The organism is Streptomyces sp. NBC_01689, assembly GCF_036250675.1.
GTDB lineage: Bacteria > Actinomycetota > Actinomycetes > Streptomycetales > Streptomycetaceae > Streptomyces.
The window spans coordinates 86660-110073 of record NZ_CP109592.1; the positions used below are offsets into that span (position 1 = coordinate 86660).

The 23414-nt window shown below is 73.3% G+C and carries 11 protein-coding genes; 9 read left to right on the plus strand and 2 right to left on the minus strand.

The window, feature by feature from the left end:
• Positions 1 to 43 precede the first annotated feature (43 nt).
• Together OG776_RS00330 and OG776_RS00335 are read right to left on the minus strand one after the other, a co-directional pair.
• Positions 44 to 10003: a type I polyketide synthase gene (locus tag OG776_RS00330; protein WP_329318038.1), complete on the minus strand. Its 9960-nt coding sequence runs from the start codon at positions 10001 to 10003 to the stop codon at positions 44 to 46.
• A gap of 191 nt (positions 10004 to 10194) precedes the next feature.
• Entirely contained in the window at positions 10195 to 11046 is an 852-nt protein-coding gene (locus OG776_RS00335) for a 1,4-dihydroxy-6-naphthoate synthase (RefSeq protein ID WP_329318040.1), read from the minus strand.
• Positions 11047 to 11445: 399 nt separating this feature from the next.
• Between OG776_RS00335 and mqnE the strand changes: the two genes are divergently transcribed.
• The 9 genes from mqnE (at position 11446) to OG776_RS00380 (ending at position 23364) form a co-directional block, all read left to right on the plus strand.
• The gene (gene mqnE / locus OG776_RS00340; protein ID WP_148009940.1) at positions 11446 to 12609 is read left to right on the plus strand and encodes an aminofutalosine synthase MqnE; all 1164 of its coding nucleotides are present in this window, start codon (positions 11446 to 11448) and stop codon (positions 12607 to 12609) included.
• 107 nt (positions 12610 to 12716) lie between these two features.
• A complete protein-coding gene (locus OG776_RS00345) occupies positions 12717 to 13019 on the plus strand; it encodes a ferredoxin (protein WP_148009941.1) in 303 nt (100 codons plus the stop codon).
• Positions 13020 to 13105: 86 nt separating this feature from the next.
• Entirely contained in the window at positions 13106 to 13870 is a 765-nt protein-coding gene (locus OG776_RS00350) for a thioesterase II family protein (RefSeq protein ID WP_148009942.1), read from the plus strand.
• Positions 13871 to 14031: 161 nt separating this feature from the next.
• Entirely contained in the window at positions 14032 to 14931 is a 900-nt protein-coding gene (locus tag OG776_RS00355) for a menaquinone biosynthetic enzyme MqnA/MqnD family protein (protein ID WP_329318044.1), read from the plus strand.
• A 52-nt stretch (positions 14932 to 14983) separates the two neighbouring features.
• On the plus strand, positions 14984 to 16189 hold the full coding sequence (gene mqnC / locus OG776_RS00360) for a cyclic dehypoxanthinyl futalosine synthase (protein WP_329323616.1): 1206 nt from the start codon (positions 14984 to 14986) through the stop codon (positions 16187 to 16189).
• Between the two features lie 38 nt (positions 16190 to 16227).
• Positions 16228 to 17220 (plus strand): ATP-binding cassette domain-containing protein, encoded by a 993-nt coding sequence (locus OG776_RS00365; protein ID WP_148009947.1) that lies wholly within the window; start codon positions 16228 to 16230, stop codon positions 17218 to 17220.
• Complete coding sequence (locus OG776_RS00370; protein WP_148009948.1) at positions 17220 to 18077, plus strand: ABC transporter permease; 858 nt, start codon at positions 17220 to 17222, stop codon at positions 18075 to 18077. Before OG776_RS00365 ends, OG776_RS00370 begins: the two co-directional genes overlap by 1 nt.
• A 29-nt stretch (positions 18078 to 18106) precedes the next feature.
• A complete protein-coding gene (locus OG776_RS00375) occupies positions 18107 to 22168 on the plus strand; it encodes an AMP-binding protein (protein ID WP_329323617.1) in 4062 nt (1353 codons plus the stop codon).
• Positions 22169 to 22332: 164 nt separating this feature from the next.
• On the plus strand, positions 22333 to 23364 hold the full coding sequence (locus OG776_RS00380) for a ketoacyl-ACP synthase III family protein (RefSeq protein WP_148009949.1): 1032 nt from the start codon (positions 22333 to 22335) through the stop codon (positions 23362 to 23364).
• The last annotated feature ends 50 nt before the right edge of the window (positions 23365 to 23414 follow it).

Here is a 23414-nt window from a genome sequence, read left to right on the forward strand (position 1 = left end):
TGCATCGGGCTTCGGCGGGCGGGGTGGGCGGCGGGCTGCACGGTCAGGGAGCCGAGTCGCCGAGGGCCAGTTGGACGAGGTCGTCGACGTCCATCGTGCTGATCAGGTCGTCGTCCGTCGCCTCGCCGGGGGCATCAGGGGCCGTCCCCTCCGATGGCGAGGGCCGGTCCGGTTCGGCGAGGGCCAGCAGTGCGGTGAGCAGGCCGCTCTCCTTCAGCCGGGCCAGCGGGACGGTCGAGAGTCTCCTGCGCAGCGCGGTCTCCTCGTCGTCGCCGGCCGTGCCGGGCTGGTCGAACAGGCCGCCCGGGCGGGTGGGCGCGGCGGGGAAGAGTTCGGCGCCGAGGTGATCGGCGAGGTGTCCGGGGGTGGGGTAGTCGTAGACGAGGGTGCTGGGCAGGCGCAGTCCGGTGTCCTGGTTGAGCTGGTTGCGGAGTTCGACGGCCGTGAGGGAGTCGAAGCCGATGTCGCGGAAGGCCTGGGCGGGTGCCACGCTCTCGCCGCTCGCGCGGCCCAGGACCGAGGCCGCGCGGTCGCGTACGAGGTCCCGCAGCGCGGTCCTGCGGTCGGTCTCGGAGAGCGCGGAGAGCTCCTTGCGCAGGGCCGCTCCCTTGGCCTCCGGTTCCGTGCCCGTCGCGGGCCGTGCCGCCGTGGTGTCGGCCTCTTCGAGGAGGGCGGTCAGCAGGGGGCTGGGGCGGCGGGCGGTGAACGTGGGCAGGAACTTCTCCCAGTCGACGTCGGCCACCACCACCGTGGTGTCCGCGACGTCCAGGGCGCGCCCGAGCCCGGCAAGCGCCCGGTCCGGATCCATCACCCGCAGTCCCCGGCGCACCAACTCCGCCGCGCCCTCGTCCGACACCATCCCTCCCCCGCCCCACGGCCCCCAGGCCACCGCCGTACCCGCGAGACCCCGGGCCCGGCGCCGCTCCACCAGCGCATCGAGGTGAGCGTTGGCCGCGGCATACGCCGACTGCCCGCCACTGCCCCACACACCCGCGATCGAGGAGAACACCACGAACGCCGACAGGTCCGACTCCCGCGTCAGCGCGTCGAGATGATCGGCACCCACCGCCTTCGCGGCCAGCACCGCGGCGAGGTGGTGGTCGTCGGTCTTCTCGAACGGTGTGGCGTCGCCCAGGCCGGCGGCGTGGAACACCGCGTCGACCGGGTGCCGTTCCAGCAGGGCCCCGACCTCGGCGCGGTCCGCCATGTCACAGGCTTCGAGGGTGACCTCGGCGCCCAGGTCCCGGAGTTCCTCGGCCAGTTCGGCGGCGCCGGGGGCCTGGGCTCCGCGGCGGCTCGTCAGGACGAGGTCCCGTGCGCCTCGGCCCACCAGCCAGTGTGCGAGGCGTCCGCCGAGGGCGCCCGTGCCGCCGGTCACCAGGACGCGGCCGCGCGGGGTCCAGGACACGGCGGGGACCGTGGCGGACGGGGCGTGGGCCAGTCGGCGGGCGACCAGTCCGGGTTCGCGTACGGCGAGCTGGTCCTCGCCGCTGACGAGGGCGGACGCGATCCCGGCGAGGGTGTGCCGGTCGGTCTGTCCAGCGGGGACGTCCACGAGGCCGCCCCAGCGGTCGGGGTGTTCGAGCGCGGCGACCCGGCCGAGTCCCCAGACCGCGGCCTGGTTCGGGTCGGCGGGCTCCTCGCCGGGCGCGCCCGTCGAGACCGCGCCGTGCGTCACCGTCCACGCCGGAACCGCCAGCCCGGCGTCGCCCAGTGCCTGGACGAGCGCCGTCGTCACCCGCGCTCCGCCGGCGGGGGCGAGGCAGGACAACACGCCCGCGACGAGCCCGCATTCGGCCGCCTGTGTCAGCAGCCGTGCCAGTCCGGCGCGGTCGGCCGTCTCCGCCGGGCAGGTGAACCGGTCGACGCCGGGGACGAACTCCTCGATCCCCGCGAGCGCGTCGTCGCCCGGGGGCTGGAGCAGGATCCAGCGGCCCGGCACCGGTGCGGGGTCGGCCGGGGTGGGAACGGTCTCCCACCCGACGCGGTAGCGCCAGCCTTCGACCCGCCGCTCGACCGCGGCCTGTGCCGGTCGGGGCCAGTACCGTTCACGCTGGAAGGCGTACGTCGGAAGCTCCACGGCCGTCGCGCCGGAACCGGCCGGCAGAGCGGGCCAGTCGACAGCCACTCCGTGCGTGAACGCCCGCGAGACCGCCGCCACGACGGCATCCGCCTCGGGCCGGTCCTTGCGCAACACCGACGCGAACAGCACGCTCCCGTCGTCGGAGACGCCGGACTGGGCGAGGGTGGTGAGGGTGCCGTCGGGGCCGAGCTCCACGAACCGGGTCACCCCGTTCACGGCCAGCCAGGAGATCCCGTCGGCGAACCGCACCGCCTCACGGACATGCCGCACCCAGTACTCGGGCGAGCCCAACTCCCCCGCATCCGCGACCTGCCCGGTCAGGTTCGACACGACCGCCAGACGCGGCAGTTCGTAGGTCACGCTCTCGGCGACCGCACGGAACTCCACCAGCATCGGTTCCATCAACGGCGAGTGGAAAGCGTGCGAGACCCGCAGCCGCGAGGTGCGGCGGCCCAGCGCGGCGACCTGCTGGGCGACGGCCTCCGCGACCGCCTCGACACCCGAGACGACCACCGACCGCGGGCCGTTCACGGCCGCGACCGACACCTCCGCCTCCCAGCCCGCCAGCAGCGGGAGGACTTCGTCCTCCGCCGCCTCCAGCGCGAACATCGCACCACCGGCCGGGAGTTCCTGCATCAGCCGACCGCGCGCCGACACCAGACGGCACGCATCCTCCAGGGAGAACACCCCCGCCACGTGCGCGGCCGCCAGCTCACCCACCGAATGGCCGACCAGGAAGTCCGGGCTCATCCCCCACGACTCCACCAACCGGAACAACGCCACCTCGACCGCGAACAGCGCTGGCTGCGTCCAGGCGGTCTGATTCAGGAGATCGGCGTCCTCACCGAACACCACCCCCCGCAGCCCCTCGTCGAGGTGCGCGCACACCGCGTCGAACGCCTCCGCGAACACCGGATACGCGTCGTACAACTCCCGCCCCATACCCAGCCGTTGCGCGCCCTGGCCGGAGAAGAGGAAGGCGAGCTTGCCCTCGGTCGCCAGGCCCTGGGCCACGGAGGGCAGGTTCTCGCCGCGGGCGAGGGCGGCAAGTCCCGTGAGGAGTTCCTCACGGTCGCCGCCCCGGACCACCGCACGGTTCTCGAACACCGACCGGGTCCGCACCAGCGACAAACCCACATCCACGGGGTCGAGGTCCGGACGGGCCTGTACATGGGCCAGCAGTCCGGCGGCCTGGGCGTGCAGGGCGTCGGTGCCGCGGCCGGAGACGACCCAGCTGGTCACGGGGGCGGGGCGGGGAGCGGTGGCCGTGTTCTCCTCGGTGACGTTCTCCGGTGCCTGTTCCAGGACGACGTGGGCGTTCGTGCCGCTGAACCCGAAGGCGGAGACCGCGGCCCGGCGCGAACGGTCCGTGTCCGGCCAGTCCACGGACTCCGTCAGGAGCCTGACGTCACCGGCCGCCCAGTCGACATGCGACGACGGCTCGTCCACGTGGAGGGTGGCCGGCAGCACGCCGTGGCGCATCGCCTCCACCATCTTGATCACACCCGCCACACCCGCAGCCGCCTGCGTGTGACCGATGTTCGACTTCACCGACCCCAGCCACAACGGCCGCTCAACGTCACGGTCCCTGCCGTACGTGGCCAGCAGCGCCTGCGCCTCGATCGGGTCACCGAGCGAGGTACCGGTGCCGTGCGCCTCCACCGCGTCCACCTCCGACGGCGTAAGGCCCGCACTCGCCAACGCCGCACGGATGACACGCTGTTGGGACGGACCGTTCGGCGCCGTCAGACCGTTCGAAGCGCCGTCCTGGTTCACCGCCGAACCACGCACCACCGCCAGGACGGGATGGTTGTTGCGGCGCGCGTCCGAGAGCCGTTCCACGAGCAGGACGCCGACGCCCTCACCCCAGCCCGTACCGTCCGCACCCTCCGCGAACGCCTTGCACCGCCCGTCCGGTGCGAGGCCGCGCTGGCGGCTGAACTCGACGAAGGCCGCCGGGGTCGACATCACGGTCACTCCGCCGACGAGTGCCATCGAGCACTCCCCCGAGGTGAGCGCGCGGATCGCCCAGTGCAGGGCGACGAGGGATGCCGAGCAGGCGGTGTCGACGGTGACCGCCGGGCCTTCGAGGCCCAGGACGTAGGAGATGCGGCCGGAGATGACACTCGCGGCGTTGCCGGTGCCGAGGTAGCCCTCGGTGTCGGCGTCGGCCGTGCTCAGGACGTGTGCGTAGTCCTGGCCGTTGGTGCCGGTGAAGACGCCGGTGCGGGAACCGCGCAGGGTGCGGGGGTCGATGCCGGCCCGCTCGACGGCCTCCCACGACGTCTCCAGCAGCAGACGCTGCTGCGGATCCATCGCCAGGGCCTCACGCGGCGAGATCCCGAAGAAACCCGCGTCGAAGGAGGCGACGTCGGTGAGGAAGCCGCCGCGGTGGGTGTAGGTCGTGCCGCGGCGCCGGGACTCGGGGTCCGGGTCGTAGAGGGCGGCCAGGTCCCAGCCGCGGTCGGCGGGGAAGTCTCCGATGCCGTCGACGCCCTTGAGGAGCATGTCCCACAGCTGTTCGGGGCTCTCGGCGCCGCCGGGGAAGCGGCAGCCCATGCCGACGATCGCGATCGGGTCGTCGGCGAGGGCGGCGGGTGCAGCGGGGGTGCGGGGTGCGTCGTGCTCCGGCTCGGTGGGGGTGGCGAGTTCGGCGAGGAGGAGGTCGGCGACGGCGGTCGGGGTGGGGTGGTCGAAGACCAGGGTCGCGGGCAGGGTGAGGCCGGTCTCGCGGGTGAAGGCGTTGCGCAGCTCCATGGCGGTGAGGGAGTCGAAGCCCATCTCCGCGAAGGGGCGGTCGAGGCTGATCGACGTGTCGTCGCTGTGGCCGAGGACGGCGGCGACGGTCGTGCGGACCAGGGTGCGGACAGCCGCTCGCCGCTGTTCCTCGGGGAGCGCGGCGAGCGTGCCGCCGGCGGGTGCCGGGCCGCTCGCCGTTCCGGCGCCTACGCCGGTGGCGCGGCGCAGCGGGGGGCGGCCGGCCAGGGAGCGCAGGACGGGGGGAAGTCCGGCCGCGTTGCGGCGCAGTGCGGGCAGGTCGACGCGCAGGGGCAGGGGGGTGCCGCCGGTGTGGGACAGGCAGCGGTCGAAGAGGGCCAGGGCTTGCGGGGTGGGCAGGGCGCCGATGCCGCTGCGGTCGATGCGGCCGCGCTGTGCGGTGTCCAGGTGTCCGGTGATGCCGCTGTCCGCGGCCCACAGGCCCCAGCCGATGGAGAGGGCGGGGTGTCCCTGTCCGCGGAGGTGTCCGGCGAAGGCGTCCAGGAAGGAGTTGGCCGCGACGTAGTTGCCCTGGCCGGGGCTGCCGAGCGTGGCGGCGGCCGAGGAGAAGACGACGAAGGCGGTCAGGCCGAGGGTGCGGGTCAGTTCGTGGAGGTGGACCGTGGCGTCGACCTTGGGGCGCAGGACCGCGTCGAGGCGTTCGGGGGTGAGGGAGGTGATGAGGCCGTCGTCGGCCACACCGGCGGCGTGGACGACGGCGCCGAGCGGATGGTCGCGCGCGATGGTGTCCAGGAGTGCGGCGAGGGCGTCGCGGTCGGTGGTGTCGCAGGCGGCCACGGTGATGTCGGCGCCCGCTTCGGTCATCTCGGCGACGAGTTCGCGGGCGCCGGGGGCGTCCGCGCCCCGGCGTCCGGCGAGGACGAGGTGGCGTGCGCCGTGCTCGGTCACCAGGTGGCGGACGGTGGCGGCGCCGACGGTGCCGGTGCCTCCGGTGACCAGGACGGTGCGCTCGGGGTCGAATGCCGGTGTCCGATCGGCCGGCCGGGCAGCGGTGCGGGTGAGGCGGGGCAGCAGGACCCGGCCGTCGCGCAGGGCGAGGTCGGGCTCGTCGTGGCGCAGTGCCTCGGCGAGGGTGCGGGGGTCGGGTTCGGGGGTGTCGGTGTCCAGGAGCAGGAAGCGGCCGGGGTGCTCCGCCTGGGCGGAGCGTACGAGTCCGCGGACGGCCGCGGCGGGCAGGTCGTCGGCGGTCTCGCCGGCGGCCGCGGCGACGGCGCCCGAGGTGAGCAGGAGCAGGCGGGAGCCGGTGAGACGGTCGTCCGTCAGCCAGGTCTGCAGCAGGGTGAGTGCGGTGGTGGTGGCGGTGCGGACGGCTTCGGCGGTCGGCGTGCGGTCGTCGAGGGGGGTGTGGAAGGGGACGGCGACGACCTCGGGTACGCGGCGGGCGGCGAGGAGGTCGTCGAGGCCGGTGTGGACGGCGAGTTCGGGGGTGTGGGGCAGGACCGGTCCGGGTGAGGCGGTCCAGACGAGGCCGAAGAGGTCGTCGTCCGCGGTGTCCGGGGCCGGCAGGTCGGCCGTGGTGAGGGTGCGTGTCCTCAGTCCGTCGGCGCTGAGGACGGGTGCGCCGGTGGTGTCGAAGAGGCTCAGCGCGACGGTGCCGTCCGGGCGGGGGCGGATCCGGACGCGTACGGACTCGGCGGCCGTGGCGTGCAGGGTGAGGCCGGTCCAGGACAGGGCGTGGGGTGCGGGGTGTCCGGTCGCGGACAGGGCGAGGAGGGCGCCCTCGACGAGGGCGGGGTGCAGGGCGAAGTGACCGGCCTCGGTGCGCTGCGGCTCGGACAGCACGGCGTCGGCGTACACCTCGTCGCCGAGTCGCCAGGCGGCGGTCAGGGTGCGCAGGGCGGTGCCGGGGACGGTGTCGTGGTCCTCGAGGGTGAGGTACAGCTCGTCGAGGTCGAGGGGGACGGCTCCGGCGGGCGGCCAGGCGGCGGGGTCCTGGTGCTCGGGGGCCGGCGAGGTGTCCGGCTGCCGTACGAGGACGCCTCGTGCGTGCTGGCGCCAGGGGCCCTCCCCCGTGGCGTCGGTGGGGTCGGCGGGGCGGGAGTGCGCGGTGAACGTCCACCGGCCGTCGTCCTCGGTGCCCTCGACCACGGTCTGGATCTCGGTCTCGCCGGTCTCGGAGAGGACGAGGGGCAGGTCCACGGTGAGTTCGGCCAGGTGCGGGCTGCCGAGCCGGGAACCGGCGTGCAGGGCGAGGTCCGTGAAGACCGCGGCAGGTACGAGCGATGTGCCGAAGGCGGTGTGGTCGGCGAGCCAGGGCTGGGCGCGGCGCGAGAGGCGTCCGGTGGAGACGACGGTGTGTGAGCCGGCGAGCGCGAGGGTGGTGCCGAGCAGGGGGTGTCCCGTCGTCCTGGTGGTGTCCTTGGAGACGGGGTCGAGCCAGTAGCGCGTGCGCTGGAAGGCGTAGGTGGGCAGGGTGACCGGCGGCTGGTCGCCGCCCTGGATCACGGCGGCCCAGTCGACGGTGACGCCGCGGGTGTGGAGGGTGGCGGCCGTGCCGAGCGCCGTGAGCGGTTCGGGGCGGTCCTTGCGCAGGACGGATGTGAACAGGAGGTCGTCGTCGCCGGAGACGGCGGCCTGGGCGAGGGCGGTGAGGGTGGCGTCGGGGCCGAGTTCGACGAACCGGCGTACGCCGCGTCCTTCGAGCCAGGCGATCCCGTCGGCGAACCGTACGGCCTCGCGGACGTGCCGCACCCAGTACTCGGGTGAGCCCAACTCTCCTGCTCCGGCGACCTGTCCGGTCAGGTTCGAGACGACCGCCAGACGCGGCTGTTCGTAGGTCACGCTCTCGGCGACCGTGCGGAACTCGGCCAGCATCGGTTCCATCAGCGGCGAGTGGAAGGCGTGCGAGACGCGGAGGCGGGAGGTGCGGCGGCCCAGGGCGGCGATCTGCTGGGCGAGGGCGGAGGCGTCGGTCTCGGCGCCGGAGACGACCACCGAGCGCGGGCCGTTGACCGCCGCGACCGACACCCCCTCCGTCAGCAGCGGGAGGACTTCGTCCTCCGCCGCCTCCAGCGCGAACATCGCACCACCGGCCGGGAGTTCCTGCATCAAGCGGCCGCGCGCCGACACCAGACGGCAGGCGTCCTCCAGGGAGAACACCCCGGCCACGTGCGCGGCGGCCAGTTCACCCACCGAGTGGCCGACCAGGAAGTCGGGACGCACACCCCACGACTCCACCAGCCGGAACAGCGCCACCTCGATGGCGAACAGCGCGGGCTGCGTCCAGGCGGTCTGATTCAGCAGGTCGGCGTCCTCACCGAACACCACCTCCCGCAGCCCCTCGCCGAGGTACGCGCACACCGCATCGAACGCCTCCGCGAACACCGGATACGCGTCGTACAACTCCCGCCCCATGCCGAGGCGTTGGGCGCCCTGGCCGGAGAAGAGGAAGGCGAGTCTTCCTCCGCCGCGGCGGGCCGTGCCGGTGACGGCCTCGGGGGCGGTGGTGCCGTTCGCGACGGCGTCGAGGCCGCGGATCAGGGCGTCGTGGTCGTCGCCGAGGACGACGGCGCGGTGGTCGAAGACGGAGCGTGTGGTGGAGAGGGCGTGTGCCACGGCGTGGTCGCCGTCGCCGTCGGGGTGGGTGCCGAGGTGGGTGAGGAGTGTGCGGGCCTGGGCCTGGAGGGCCTGGGGGGTCTGTGCGGACAGCAGCCAGGGCATGGCCGGTGGGCGGGGGGCGGTGCGGGTCCCGGCCGGGGCGTCGTTCGTGTCGGCGGGCGCGTCGGCGTTCTGGTCGGCGGCCGGTTCGGCGGGGGGCGCCTGTTCGACGATGACGTGGGCGTTGGTGCCGCTGACGCCGAACGCGGAGACGCCGGCCCGGCGGGGCCGGCCCGGGTCGGTCCACTCGACCGGTGACGTCAGCAGGCGGACGTTGCCCTCCGTCCAGTCGACGGTGGTGGACGGCTGGTCGACGTGGAGGGTGCGGGGCAGCCGCCGGTGCTGCAGGGCCTGCACCATCTTGATGACGCCGCCGACGCCGGCGGCGGCCTGGGTGTGGCCGATGTTCGACTTGAGCGAGCCGAGCCACAGGGGGCGGTCGGCGGGCCGGTCCTGGCCGTAGGTGGCCAGCAGGGCCTGGGCCTCGATGGGGTCGCCGAGGGTGGTGCCGGTGCCGTGTCCCTCGACGGCGTCGACGTCGCCCGGCCGGAGGTCGGCGGCGGCGAGCGCGGCGCGGATGACGCGTTGCTGGGAGGGGCCGTTGGGGGCGGTGAGGCCGCTGCTCGCGCCGTCCTGGTTGACGGCGGAGCCGCGGATGACCGCGAGGACGTCGTGGCCGGCCCGCCGGGCGTCCGAGAGGCGTTCCAGGAGGAGCATGCCGACGCCCTCGCCCCAGCCGGTGCCGTCGGCGGCGTCCGCGTAGGACTTGCAGCGGCCGTCGGCGGACAGTCCGCGCTGGCGGCTGAACTCCATGAAGGTGACGGGGGTGGACATGACGGCGACGCCGCCGGCGAGGGCGAGGTCGCACTCGCCGGCGCGCAGGGCCTGGACGGCGAGGTGCAGGGCGACCAGGGAGGAGGAGCAGGCGGTGTCCACCGTGATGGCGGGGCCCTCGAAGCCGAAGGTGTAGGCGATGCGGCCGGAGGCGATGCTGGCGGCGCTGCCGTTGCCGATGTAGCCGTCGAGTCCTTCGGGCGGTTCGGGGAACCGTGAGCCGTAGTCGTTGTACATGACGCCCGCGAAGACGCCGGTGGCGGTGCCCTTGAGGTCGGCGGGGCGCAGTCCGGCGCGTTCCATCGCCTCCCAGGTGACCTCCAGGAGCAGGCGCTGCTGGGGGTCGGTGGCGAGGGCTTCGCGGGGTGACATGCCGAAGAAGTCGGCGTCGAAGTCGGCGGCGTCGTGCAGGAATCCGCCGGTGCGGGTGTAGCAGGTGCCGGGGTGGTCGGGGTCGGGGTCGTAGAGGGTGTCGACGGACCAGCCGCGGTCCTCGGGGAAGTCGGAGACGCCGTCGGTCGCGGTGTCCACGAGGTGCCAGAGGTCTTCGGGGGTGCGGACGCCGCCCGGGTAGCGGCAGCTCATGGAGACGATGGCGATGGGTTCCGTGGCCCTCGACTCGACCTGGTGCAGGCGGTTGCGCGTGCGTTGGAGGTCTGCGGTGACGCGCTTCAGGAACTCGTGAAGTTCGCGGAGCCTGTCCTCGGTCACGGATCGGTTCCCTTCGGCAGCGGGGCCCGGTGGTGTCGCCGGTGGTGGGTCGGTGGCGCGGGCGGTGGCGGTCCCGGACGGGTGGGGGCGGCCTGGGGCCGATTATGCGGAGGGCCGGGGGTGGCTTCCGGACCTGCGGTGACCGGCTCTAAGAGATCCCCTAGCGTTGGCCGGGCCGGGCACCGGGGGGCCTAGGGGAAGTCGAGGGCGCCGTCGGGTACGGCGGGCAGCAGGCCGAGGTCGGCGCTGCGGCCGAGGAGTTCGCGTACGGCGGCGTGGCCTTCGTCGCCGAGTTCCGCGGTGAAGGAGTTGACGTAGAGCTCGATGTGCTGGTCGACGACGTCCGTGGCCAGTTCCTGGGCGTGCTCCAGGACGTAGGGGCGGGAGGCGGCGGGGGTGTCCCAGGCGGCGCGGACGGAGGCGCGGACGGCGTCGGCGAGGGCGGTGAGGCGGGTGGCGCCGAGGGTGCGGCGGGCGATGATGGCGCCGAGCGGGACGGGCAGGGTCGTCTCCTTCTCCCACTCCTCGCCCAGGTCGGCGACGCTGTGCAGGCCGTAGTGGCGGTAGGTGAAGCGGGCCTCGTGGATGACGAGGCCGGCGTCGACGAGGCCGTCGCGGACGGCGGGCATGATCTCGTGGAAGGGCAGGACGACGATCTCGCCGACGCCGCCGGGGACGGCGCGGGCCGCCCAGAGGCGGAAGAGGAGGTAGGCCGTGGAACTGGTGCTGGGTACGGCGACGCGGGCGCCGCTGAGACCGGCGGCCGGGCCGGCCTGCCGGCGCAGGACGAGGGGTCCGCAGCCGCGGCCGACGGCGCCGCCGCACGGCAGCAGGGCGTAGGTGTCGAGTACGTGCGGCAGGACGCCGTAGGACACCTTGAGGACGTCCAGTTCGCCGCGTTCGGCGAGCCCGTTGGTGACGTCGATGTCGGCCAGGCGCACGTCGGTCTCGGGGGCGCCGGGGAGCAGGCCGTGGGTCAGCGCGTGGAAGACGAACGTGTCGTTGGGGCACGGGGAGTGCGCCAGGGTCAGTCGTGACGTCATGCGGCCCGCCTCATTCTCTGCCGTGAGTGATCCGGTGGCGGCGCTCTCGCGCGCCCCCTCCAGGAAAGCCGGAGTGGGTGTGGGGTTTTCCCCAGACTGTCCTCCGCGAAGATGAGGGAGCCTCATCCGACGTGGCCGGATCCCCTGTGTTCCGGTCGGGGAGCGGTCCATGTGCCGTTGTCTCCAGGAGGGTTCGGGTCCGTCCGTGAAGGGCGGTCCGGCCGGCCTGGGTCGGGTGGCGCGGCTCCGTACCAGTTCCGCCCTGCCGGATCCACGGCGGTGCGAGCCGTCCGCGAAGACGGGTGGCTCGGCCGGGGCCCGCAGACGAGTTACGTGCCATCCGCGTACTCGCACTCACTACGTGTGCCGCCAGGCACTGACCGAGGAGGTTCCCCGGTAATGGACGCAGGGCTCAAGCGTGAGCTGGAGGAGAAGGTCTACTCCGGTGAACGGCTGTCCCGCGAGGACGGCATCGCGTTGTACGAGTCGGACGAGCTGGCCTGGCTGGGCGAGCTCGCGCACCATGCGCGCACGGTCAAGAACGGTGACGTGGTCCACTTCAACGTCAACCGTCACCTCAACATGACGAACGTGTGCACCGCGTCGTGCGCCTACTGCTCGTTCCAGCGCAAGCCGGGCGAGATGGACGCGTACACGATGCGCATCGAGGAGGCGGTCCGTCTCGCCAAGACGATGGAGAGCGAGCATCTCTCGGAGCTGCACATCGTCAACGGGCTGCACCCGACGCTTCCTTGGCGTTACTACCCGCGTTCGCTGCGGGAGCTGAAGAAGGCGCTGCCGAACGTGTCGATCAAGGCGTTCACGGCGACGGAGATCCATCACTTCGAGACGATCTCCGGGCTGCCCGCCTCGGAGGTCCTGGACGAGCTGATCGACGCCGGTCTGGAGTCGCTGACCGGTGGCGGCGCGGAGATCTTCGACTGGGAGGTGCGTCAGCACATCGTCGACCACCGCACCCACTGGGAGGACTGGTCGCGCATCCACCGTCTGGCGCACTCCAAGGGCCTCAAGACGCCGTGCACCATGCTGTACGGGCACATCGAGGAGCCCCGCCACCGGGTCGACCACGTCCTGAGGCTGCGTGAGCTGCAGGACGAGACCGGCGGTTTCCAGGTCTTCATCCCGCTGCGCTACCAGCACGACTTCGTGGACATGAAGGACGGCAAGGTCCGCAACAAGCTGCAGGCGCGCACCCAGATGGCGACCGGCACCGAGGCGCTGAAGATCTTCGCGGTCTCCCGGCTGCTGTTCGACAACGTCCCGCACGTCAAGGTCTTCTGGGTCATGCACGGTCTGCACACCGCGCAGCTCGCCCTGCAGCACGGCGCGGACGACATGGACGGCTCGGTCGTCGAGTACAAGATCACGCACGACGCGGACAACTACGGCACCCCGAACAAGCTGACCCGCGAGGACCTGCTCGACCTGATCCGCGACGCCGGCTTCCGTCCCGTGGAGCGCAACACCCGCTACGAGATCATCCGCGAGTACGACGGTCCGGACCGCACCCGCCGCGACGAGCCGCAGCCGATGCGTGTCTGACGCGCCGGGCCGTGGCGGACGGTGTGTCCCGTCCCGGCCTTCCCTCCCCCCTTCACCCCGCGTGCCCCGGTGCGCGGTCTCACGACACGATCGGCAGGCAGGTGGACATGTCCGAGCAGACGACCGGCGAGCAGGCCTTCGAGGTCTGGATCGACCATGAGCTGTGCACCGGTGACGGTATCTGTGCCCAGTACGCGCCCGAGGTGTTCGAACTGGACGTGGACGGCATCGCCTATGTGAAAGACGAGGACGACGAGCTCCTGCAGGAACCGCGTGCCACCACGCGGATCCCCCTGGAGCTTCTGCCGGACGTCGCCGACTCCGCCAAGGAGTGCCCCGGCGAGTGCATCCATGTGCGCCGTGTCGCCGACTCCGTCGAGGTGTGGGGTCCGGAGGCGGAGAGCGCCTGAGGCTCCGCCGCCCCGCAGCCAGTTCCGCACCGCCCACCGGCCCCTGTGCCGGGTGCGCCGATTTCCCGGAAGGACATCCGCGTCTCATGAGTCCAAGTCCCGCGGACGATCTGTGGATCCGCAGTTTCCGTCCCGCTCCCGAGGCGGCCGAGCGTCTGGTGTGCTTTCCGCACGCGGGGGGTTCCGCCAGTTTCTACCTGCCGGTCGCCGCGGCTCTCAGTCCCGCTGTCGACGTGGTCGCGGTGCAGTACCCGGGCCGGCAGGACCGGCGTCACGAGCCGGGTCTGACCTCGGTCGCCGAGCTCGCCGACCGGGTGGCCGAGGCCCTGCGGGGCCGGCAGGACCGGCCGTTGACGTTCTTCGGGCACAGCATGGGAGCGGTGGTCGCCTTCGAGGTGGCCCGGCGTCTGGAGCGGTCCGGGACCGGGCCGGTGCGGCTGTTCGCGTCGGGGCGCAGGGCGCCGTCGCGGACCCGGGACGAGCGGGTGCACACCCTCGGTGACGACCGGCTGATCGCCGAGATCCGTGCGCTCAGCGGTACCGACAGCCGGCTCCTCGACGACGAGGAGCTGCTGCGCATGGTGCTGCCGGCGATCCGTAACGATTACACGGCCGTCGAGACCTATCTGGCCGCGCCGGACGACACCGTGCGCTGCCCGGTGACGGTGCTGGTCGGCGACGACGACCCGAAGACCTCGCTGGACGAGGCGCGCGCCTGGGAGGGTCACACGCTCGGCGGCAGCACGCTGCAGGTGTTCCCCGGCGGTCACTTCTATCTCACCGAGCGGGCGGCGGACGTCCTCGCCGTCCTCACCGAGCACTTCACGGCGACGGTCGCCCGCGGGGCGTAGGGCCGGCGCGGGCTGCCGGGCAGGGCCGTACACGTCCAGGCGGGCGCCGGGTGTTCTTCCCGGCGCGTCGCTCACCCTCCTTTGTCCCTCCTCGTTCCGTGCGCCGGGCACCGAGTACGCCCCGCCGCCCCTTCTCCGACCCGCTCCGGGAGCGTCCACAGATGACCGAACCACTCGTCGCAGAACCGTCGTCGGCGCTGCGCACCAAACGTCGCCGCCCCCGAGTCGGGCACATCGAGTTCCTCAACTGCCTGCCGCTGTTCTGGGGGCTGGCCCGTACCGGCAGCCTGCTCGACCTGGATCTGCGCACGGACAGCCCGGACGGCCTCAACCAGGCGCTGGCCGCCGGTGATCTGGACATCGGGCCCATCAGCCTGGTCGAGTTCCTGCGGCACGCCGACGATCTGGTGGCCCTGCCGGACATCGCGGTGGGCAGCGACGGCGACGTCATGTCGTGCTTGATCCTCAGTCAGGTGCCGCTGGAGCAGCTGGACGGCGAGCGGGTCGCGCTGGGTTCGACCAGCCGGACCTCGGTGCGGCTGGCCCGGCTGCTGCTGGAGGAGAAGGTAGGTGTCCGTCCCGAGTACGTGGTGCGGCCGCCTGACCTGCGCACGATGCTGTCCGAGGCCCGCGCGGCGGTCATCATCGGTGACGTGGCGCTCAGTGCCGCGCTGCACGAGGCTCCCGGACTCGGCCTCCAGGTCCACGACCTGGGCCGGATGTGGAAGGAGTGGACCGGCCTCCCGTTCGTGTTCGCCGTGTTCGCGGCGCGCCGCGACTTCCTCGCCCGCGAACCCGCTCTGGTCCGCCAGGTCCATGCCGATCTGCTGGCCTCCCGGGACCTGTCGTTGCGCGAGGTGACCGAGGTGAGCGAACAGGCCTCCCAGTGGGAGGAGTTCGACGCCGGAACGCTGGAGCGGTACTACACGGAGGCGCTCGACTTCCGGCTCGGCGCCGAACAGCTGGCCGGTATCCGGGAGTTCGCCCGCCGGGTCGGCGGTGCGGCGGAGGGCTTCCCCGCCGACGTGGCCGTGCGCCTGCTGGACACCGACTCTCCGTGACACCCCCGCCATGACCAGGAAGACCATCCACAGCCCCGGAAAGGCCGGCACCATGCCCCGACCTACCCCGTCCCCGTTGCAGTCCGTCCTCGACCGTGCCGCCGAAGGCGGGCGCATCACCCCGGAAGAGGCCCTCGACCTCTACCGTGACGCTCCGCTGCACGCGCTGGGCGCCGCCGCCGACGCCGTACGCCGCCGCAAGTACGCCGGTACCGAGCACATCGCGACGTACATCATCGAGCGGAACATCAACTACACCAACGTGTGCGTCACGGCGTGCAAGTTCTGCGCCTTCTACGCCGCGCCGAAGGACACCGCCAAGGGCTGGACCCGCGACCTCGACGACATCCTGCGCCGCTGCGCGGAGACCGTCGAACTCGGCGGCACCCAGATCATGTTCCAGGGCGGCCACCACCCCGACTACGGCGTCGAGTACTACGAGAAGCACTTCTCCGCGATCAAGGAGAACTTCCCCCAGCTGGTCATCCACTCGCTGGGCGCCTCCGAGGTCGAGCACATGGCCCGGATCTCCAAGGTCGGCGTGGAGGAGGCCATCACCCGCATCCACCAGGCGGGCCTGGACTCCTTCGCGGGCGCCGGCGCCGAACTGCTGCCCGCCCGCCCGCGCAAGGCCATCGCCCCGCTCAAGGAGTCCGGCGAACGCTGGCTGGAGATCATGGAGATCGCGCACGGCCTGGGCGTCGAATCCACCTCCACCATGCTCATGGGCACCGGCGAGACCAACGCCGAGCGCATCGAGCACATGCGCATGATCCGCGACGTACAGGACCGCACCGGCGGTTTCCGCGCCTTCATCCCGTACACCTACCAGCCCGAGAACAACCACCTCAAGGGCCGCACGCAGGCCACACTCTTCGAGTACGTACGGATGATCGCCGTCGCGCGCCTGTTCCTCGACAACGTCCGTCACATCCAGGGCTCCTGGCTGACCACCGGCAAGGAGGCGGGCCAGCTGACCCTGCACTACGGCGCGGACGACCTCGGCTCGGTGATGCTGGAGGAGAACGTCGTCTCCTCGGCCGGCGCCAAGCACCGCTCCAACCTGGTGGAGCTGCTCACGCTGATCCGCGGTGCCGGGCGGGTGCCCGCGCAGCGCTCCACGACGTACGAGCACCTCAAGGTCAACGACGACCCGGCGAACGACCCGGTCGACGAGCGGGTCGTCTCCCACATCTCGTCCACCGCGATCGCGGGCGGCACCGCCCACCCCGAGCTGAAGCTGATCTCCGCGAACTGACGAAGTCCCACCGAACGCAGAAACAGGACGGAGAAGCCATGCCGGGCGCCATCCACGCTGAGGGCCTCGTCAAGACCTTCGGGAAGATCCGGGCTCTCGACGGAGTCAGTCTCACGGTCCCGGAGGGCACCGTGCTGGGTCTGCTGGGCCCCAACGGGGCGGGCAAGACCACCGCGGTCCGGGTGCTCACCACCCTGCTGCGCCCCGACGCGGGCACCGCCACGGTCGCGGGCCACGACGTGGTCCGCGCCCCGGACCTGGTACGCCGGTCGATCGGGCTGTCCGGTCAGTTCGCGGCCGTCGACGACCGGCTGACGGGCCGTGAGAACCTGCGCATGATCGGCGAGTTGTACGGCATGCGGAGCGGCGCGGCCCGGCGGCGGGGTGAGGAGCTGCTCGCGCAGTTCGAGCTGACCGGGGCCGCCGACCGGGTGTCCACCACGTACTCGGGCGGCATGCGCCGCCGGCTCGATCTGGCGTGCGCGCTGGTGGTGCGGCCGTCGGTGATGTTCCTCGACGAGCCGTCGGTGGGCCTCGACCCCACCAGCCGCCTGCTGCTGTGGGAGGCCATCGACCGGCTGGTCGACGCGGGCACCACCCTGCTGCTGACCACGCAGTACCTGGAGGAGGCCGACCGCCTCGCCCGGGACATCGCCGTCGTCGACCAGGGCCGGATCATCGCCCAGGGCACACCGCGCGAGCTCAAGACCCGCACCAGCCGGCAGCAGATCGAGATCGTCGTGGAGCGCGCCGAGCAGATCGCGGGCGCCGCCGCGCTGCTGGGCCGCTTCAGCACCCGCGCACCCGACGTGGACCGGGCCAGGTCACTGGTCTCCGCGCCGGTGGACGGCGGCGTGCACCTGCTGACCGAGGTCATCGGCGCCCTGGCCGGCGCCGGGATCGAGATCAGTGACATCAGCCTGCGCCAGCCCACCCTCGACGAGGTGTTCCTGGCCCTGACGGACCCGCCCCGCGGTGACCGGTCCGAGCCCGTGATGGCCTCGGCCGGCGCGTCGAACGAGAAGGAGTGATGACCGTGGCATGGGCGGTACAGTCCCGCGACGGGGACGCCCTGCGCCCCGCGTCCGCGGCGAAGGCGATCCACGACGTGGTCGTGATCACCCGGCGCAACATGATCAGGATGATCCGCATCCCCGAGGTGCTGGTCCTCAGCCTCGTGCAGCCGATCGTGTTCGTCCTGCTCTTCGCCTACCTCTTCGCGGGCTCCTTCGCGCTGCCCGGCGCGGGCGGCCCGGAGGCCTACCGCGAGTACATGATGCCCGGCTTCTTCGCGCAGACCATCGCCTTCGCGACCGCCAGCAACAGCAGCGTGGGCATGGCCAACGACCTCAAGAGCGGCATGGTCGACCGGTTCCGCTCACTGCCCATGGCCCGCAGCGCGCTGCTGACCGGCCGCGCGGTGGCCGACCTGGTGCAGAACTCCGCCGTGATCGTGGTGATGGTGGGCTGCGCCCTGATCGTCGGCTGGCGCATCCACCACGGATTCCTGCACGCGGCCGCGGCGTTCGGGCTGCTGCTCCTGCTCGGCTACGCCCTGTCGTGGGTGGGTGTGCTCATCGGTCTGTCGGTCCGCGCGCCGGAGGCCGCCGCGACCGGCAACTTCCTGTGGCTGTTCCCGCTGACCTTCCTGTCCAACGCGTTCGTCGCACCGTCCACGCTCCCGGCCCCGCTGCGTTTCGCGGCGGAGTGGAACCCGCTCACGGCCACCGTCCAGGCGGCCCGTGACCTGTTCGGCAACCCGGGGCTGCACGCGACGACGGGCTGGCCCGCCGAGCACGCCGTGGTGGTGTCCGTGGGCTGGTCGGTCGTCATCGCCCTGGTGTGCCGGACGCTCGCGGTGCGCCGCTACCGCTCGTCCGCCGCCTGACCGCAGGGAGTCCGAGGAGCGTGAGTGACATGTTCCGTGCCGATCTCGTCCGGCCGCTGCACGAGCTGCTCGCCGAACACGCCGAGCGGCGGCCGCGGCAGCCCGCGTTCCGTGACGCGCACCGTTCGGTGACGTACGCCGAACTCGCCCTGCGTACCGCCCGGGTGGCCGGTCACCTCGCCGAACTGGGTCTGCAGCGCGGGGCGCGGGCCGTGATCTATCTGCCCAACCGGGTGGAGACGGTGGAGAGTTACCTGGCGATCACGCGGGCGAGCGCGGTCGGTGTGCCGCTCAACCCGCAGTCCACCGACGCCGAGCTGTCCTTCCTGCTGGACGACTGCGCGGCCCGCATGGTGATCACCGGGGTGGCCCAACTGCCGCAGGTGCGGCGGGTCCTGGTCGACCGTCCGGGGGTCGCGGTGGTGGTCGTCCCGGATCCCTCGGGCCCCGGCGAGGACCACGGCCTGCCGCGTTACGAGACGCTGGCGACGACCTGGTCGATACGTCATCCCCCGCGCGACGACCTGGGTCTGGACGAGCCGGCGTGGATGCTCTACACGTCCGGCACCACGGGCCGTCCCAAGGGCGTGGTCTCCACCCAGCGGTCGTCGCTGTGGGCGACCGGCGCCTGCACCGCCCCGGTCCTCGGGCTGTCGCCCGAGGACCGGGTGCTGTGGCCGATGCCGCTGTTCCACGCCGTCGCGCACAACGTGTGCGTGCTCGGGGTGGTGGCGGTCGGCGCGACGGCCCGGATCACCGACGGGCTGGCCGCGGACGAGATCCTGCGCACGGCCCGGGAGGAGCGCTCCACGTTCCTCGTCGGGGTGCCCACGATGTACCACCACATGGTCGAACAGGCCCGGTCCGACGGCTTCGACGCCCTGGCGGACCTCCGGCTGTGCATGGTCGCGGGCTCCTCCTGCCCGGTGTCGCTGCACGAGTCGTTCCGCGCCGCGTTCGGCCTGCCCCTGCTGGACAGTTACGGCAGCACCGAGACCGGCGGCGCGATCACCACCAACCTCCCCCAGGGCCCGTACGTGCCGGGCTCCTGCGGGCTGCCCGTGCCGGGGCTGACACTGCGCCTGACGGACCCCCGCACCGGGGAGGAGGTGCCCGGCGGCGCGGAGGGCGAGGTGTGGGTCTCCAGCCCCGCGCTGATGCTCGGCTACCACCGCCAGGAGGAGGCGACGGCCTCCGTGCTGAGCGACGGCTGGTACCGCACCGGCGACATCGCCTGGCAGGACGGGGCCGGATACGTCACGATCAGCGGCCGGCTGAAGGAACTCATCATCCGCGGCGGCGAGAACATCCACCCGGGCGAGATCGAGAAGGTGCTGGGCCGGGTGGAGGGCGTCGCGGACGCGGCCGTGGGCGCACTGCCGCACGACACGCTCGGCGAGGTGCCGGTGGCGTACCTGGTGCGCGGCCCGGGCGGCATCGACACGGAGACGGTCCTGGCCGCGTGCCGCGCGGAGCTGTCGGCGTTCAAGCTGCCCGAGGAGCTGTACGAGGTCGACGAGATCCCCCGCAACCCCGCCGGGAAGATCGCCCGCAAGCGGCTGGCCGGGCTGCCCGGCCGGCTGCTGTGGCGCCGGGCCCAGACGGCGGAGCGGTCCTCGCGGGTCTACGAAGGGGCCCTGGAACTCGGCCTGGTGGACGGTGCGCACCCGCTGCTGCAGGCCGCGATCGAGCTGCCCGGCGGGGACGGCGTGCTGTTCGCGGGCCGGCTCGAGGGCGGCGGGAACACGGTGCCGGCCTCGCGCACGGTGGCCGGCCGGGCCGTCGTGGCGCCCGCGGTCCTCACCGAACTGGTGCTGCACGCCGGGGAGCACGTCGGCTGCGGGCATCTGGTGGAACTGAGCACCGGGGAACCGCTGGTGCTGCCCGAGCGGGACGGCGTCCAGCTGCGGGTGAGTGTCGGGGCCGCCGGTGACGAGGGCCTGCGTCCCGTGACCGTGCACGCCCGGCGGGACGGCGAGGGCGCGGCCGGACGGCCCTGGACCCGGCACGCGTCCGGCACCCTCGCGCCCGGCCTGCCCGGCCCCGACGACCCGGGTGAGCCGGCCGTGTGGCCGCCCGCGGGGTCCCGGCGCGTCCCCTTCGAGGAGCTGCCGTCCGATCCCGGCGACGGCGTGCCGCGGGAGCTGCGGACGGTGTGGCGGCGCGACGGTGAGCTGTTCGCCGAGGTCGCGCTCCCCGACGACAGCCGGGAGCAGGGCGCCCTGTTCGGACTGCACCCGGCCCTGCTGGACGCGGTGGTACGGCCCCTGCTCCTGCACACCCGAGTGGATCCGTCGGTCCAGGCGCCCGCGCCGGACGCCGACGGCCTGTGGTGGCCGGACTCCTGGCACGGGGTGACGCTGTACGCCTCCGGGGCGTCGGTGCTGCGGGTACGGGTTCGGCCGCGCCCCGACGGCGGGTTCGGCATCGAGGCCGCCGACGCGGCCGGGGATCCCGTACTGAGCGTGGAGTCGGTGGCCTCCGGGGGGCTGGCCCGCTCCGCCCCGGCCCGGGCCTCGGCCCTTCAGCAGGACGGCCTGTTCACCCAGGTGTGGGACGACGTGCGGCTCACGCCGGCCGCGCGGCACGGGGACGAGCGGTGGGCGGTGGTCGGGGACGATCCGTTGCGGGTCCGTGCCGGCCTGATGGCCGCCGGGCGCTACTCGGAGACCTATCCGGACCTCGGCACCCTCGCGAAGGCCGTCTCGGACGGCGGCGCGCCGCCGCACGTCGTGGTCGTCTCCCCCGCCCCGGGCGCCGGGAGCGGGGCGGAGGCCGCGGACGCGGTGCGCGGCGCCGTGCGCGAAGGCCTGGAGTGGGCGCGCCGGTGGGGTGATCCGCTGTTCGCGGACAGCCGTCTGGTCGTGGTGACCCGCGGCGCGGTGCCCGCCGGGGAGGACGCCGCGGTGCCGGATCTGCCGGCCGCCGCCCTGTGGGGGCTGGTCGGCGCGGCGCAGGACCGGGCCCCCGGCCGTTTCGTCCTGGTCGACACGGACGCCTCCAAGCGGGCCTGGCGCGTCCTGCCGGACGCGGTGGCCTCGGGCGAGCCCCGGCTGGCGCTGCGCGGCCGTACGGTGCGGGTGCCGCGCCTCGCCCGCGTCGGGCCCGGGACCGGCTCGCCGGTGCCCGCCCCGCGCGGCACGGGCCCGCTGCTGGTGGTGCGGGCCGGGGCGGCCGCACCGGTCGGACGCCTGTCGGCCGGACTCGGCTCGCGTGAGGTGCTGCTGGCCGACACCGCGGGACCGGAGGCCGCCGCGGGGGCAGAGGTGCCGGGCGCGTCCGTGGCCGGGTGGGACGCGGCGGACCCGGTGGCGTCCGTGCGCCCGCTGCGGGCGGCCGGTCCTTCGGCCGTGCTGTTCGCGGCGGCCGTGCACCTCGCCTCCGAGGGCCCCGACGGCGATGTCGACGCGGTGCTGCGGCCGGTCGTCGACACCGCGCTCGCGCTCGGTGACGGGCTCGCGGCCGGGGACGTGGACACGTTCGTGCTCAGCTCCCCCGGCCCCTCGCCGGCCGCCCCCGGGCTGGTCGCCGAGGCCGCCGGCGCGTTCCTCGACGCGTGGGCGGTGCGGCTGCGGGCCGCCGGTGTGCCGGCCGTGTCGGTGCGCGGTGCCGATCTCGCCTCGGGTGAGGCCCTCGACCTCTTCGACGCGGCGCGCTCGCTGGGGCTGCCCGCGGTCGTCGCCGCGCGCACCCCGCTGGGCGGCACCGGTTCGCCCGGCCCGCTCACCGGCTCGGCCGCGCTGCGGCGCGGTCTGGTGCGCGGTGCGGGCCGCCGGGTGGCCCGTGACGCGGTGACGGACCCGTCCGGGCTGCGGCACCGGCTGGCGGCCCTGTCGGACGCGGAGCAGGAGCAGTCCCTCATCGACCTGGTGTGCGGGCACTTCGCCGCCTCCCTCGGACTCTCCGGCGGCGCCCAGGTGCCGCCGGACGGCGAGACCCGGGAGCTCGGCTTCGACTCGCTGACGGCGCTCACCGCGCGCAACGCGCTGGTCGAGGCGACCGGGCTGCCGCTGTCGGCGGCCGTGGTGTTCGACTTCGCCACGCCGGCCGGGCTCGCCCGCCATCTGAAGAAGGAGCTGCTCGCCCGCTGAACCAGGCGGTCCGACAGGCCCGTTGAGGCGGGATCCCCCAGGCCGGGCGGTGCGGCACCCGACGGTGGTGCCGCGCCGCCCGGCGCCGTCGTGACGCGGGAGGTCCGCCGTCATGACGCCGCATGACAGACAACGCCCCAAGGCGGAAGAGGAGAAGAAGGCAGATGAGGGTCGAGAACGTGCACATCGAATCGCTGGGCGTCGTGCTGCCCGAGTGGGCCGACGCCCTGCAGGCCGTGGCCGAAGGGAGGCTGGACGGCGAGATCCAGGCGGCGAACGGGCTGACGGGCACGCATGTCGCCGGTGACGTGCCGGCCATGGACATGGTCGTGGCGGCGGCGCGGACCACGCTGGGGCGCTCGAAGACCGACCCCGAGGACCTCGGGGCGTACATCCACAGCGCCGTCCACTACCAGGGCCCCGACGGCGCCTACCCGCCCGGCTACATCCTGCGGGAGCTGGGGCTGGGCAACATTCCCGCGCTCTACCTGCAGCAGGGCTGCGACGGCATGCTCAGCGCCCTGGAGGTGGCGATCGGCAAGCTCACCGGGGCCGCCGGGGCGGGCTCGGTGCTGCTGACGACGGGCGAGAACTTCTCCTCGCCGCAGATGGACCGCTGGAAGGGCTTCGGCCAGGCGTACATCCTCGGCGACGGCGCGGCCGCGGTGCTGGTGAGCGACGAGGGGGGCTTCGCCGAGGTGCGCTCCCTCAACTCGGGGGTGCTGCACGAGCTGGAGTCGTGGCACCGCGGGGACGGGCCGCTGCTGCTGCGCGAGGACACCGGGACGGTGGCCGGCATGGTCGAGCGGGCCGAGCAGTTCAGCGAGCGGATGCCGCTGTCGGAGACGATGGAGAAGCTGACCCTGTTCGGCCTGGACATGATCCACCGGTCGCTGGTCGACGCCGGTCTGAACGCGTCCGACCTCACCAAGGTGGTGCCGATCAACATGGACGGCCGGATGATCGAGTACTCGATCATGCTGCCGCTCGGGCTGACCATGGCGGAGTGCAGCTGGGACTTCGGCAGAACGGTCGGGCACGTGGGCGGCGCCGACGTGTTCATCTCCCTGGAGCACCTGGTGCGCACGCGCGAGGTGGGCCCGGGCGACAACGTCCTGCTGTTCTCCCAGGGTCCGGGATGGCTGTGCAGCGCGGCCGTGCTCACCATCACCGACACGCCGCACTGGGCGGTCTGAACACCATCGCCTCCCCTTCCACTGCCACTTCCACTGCCCCTGCCACCACG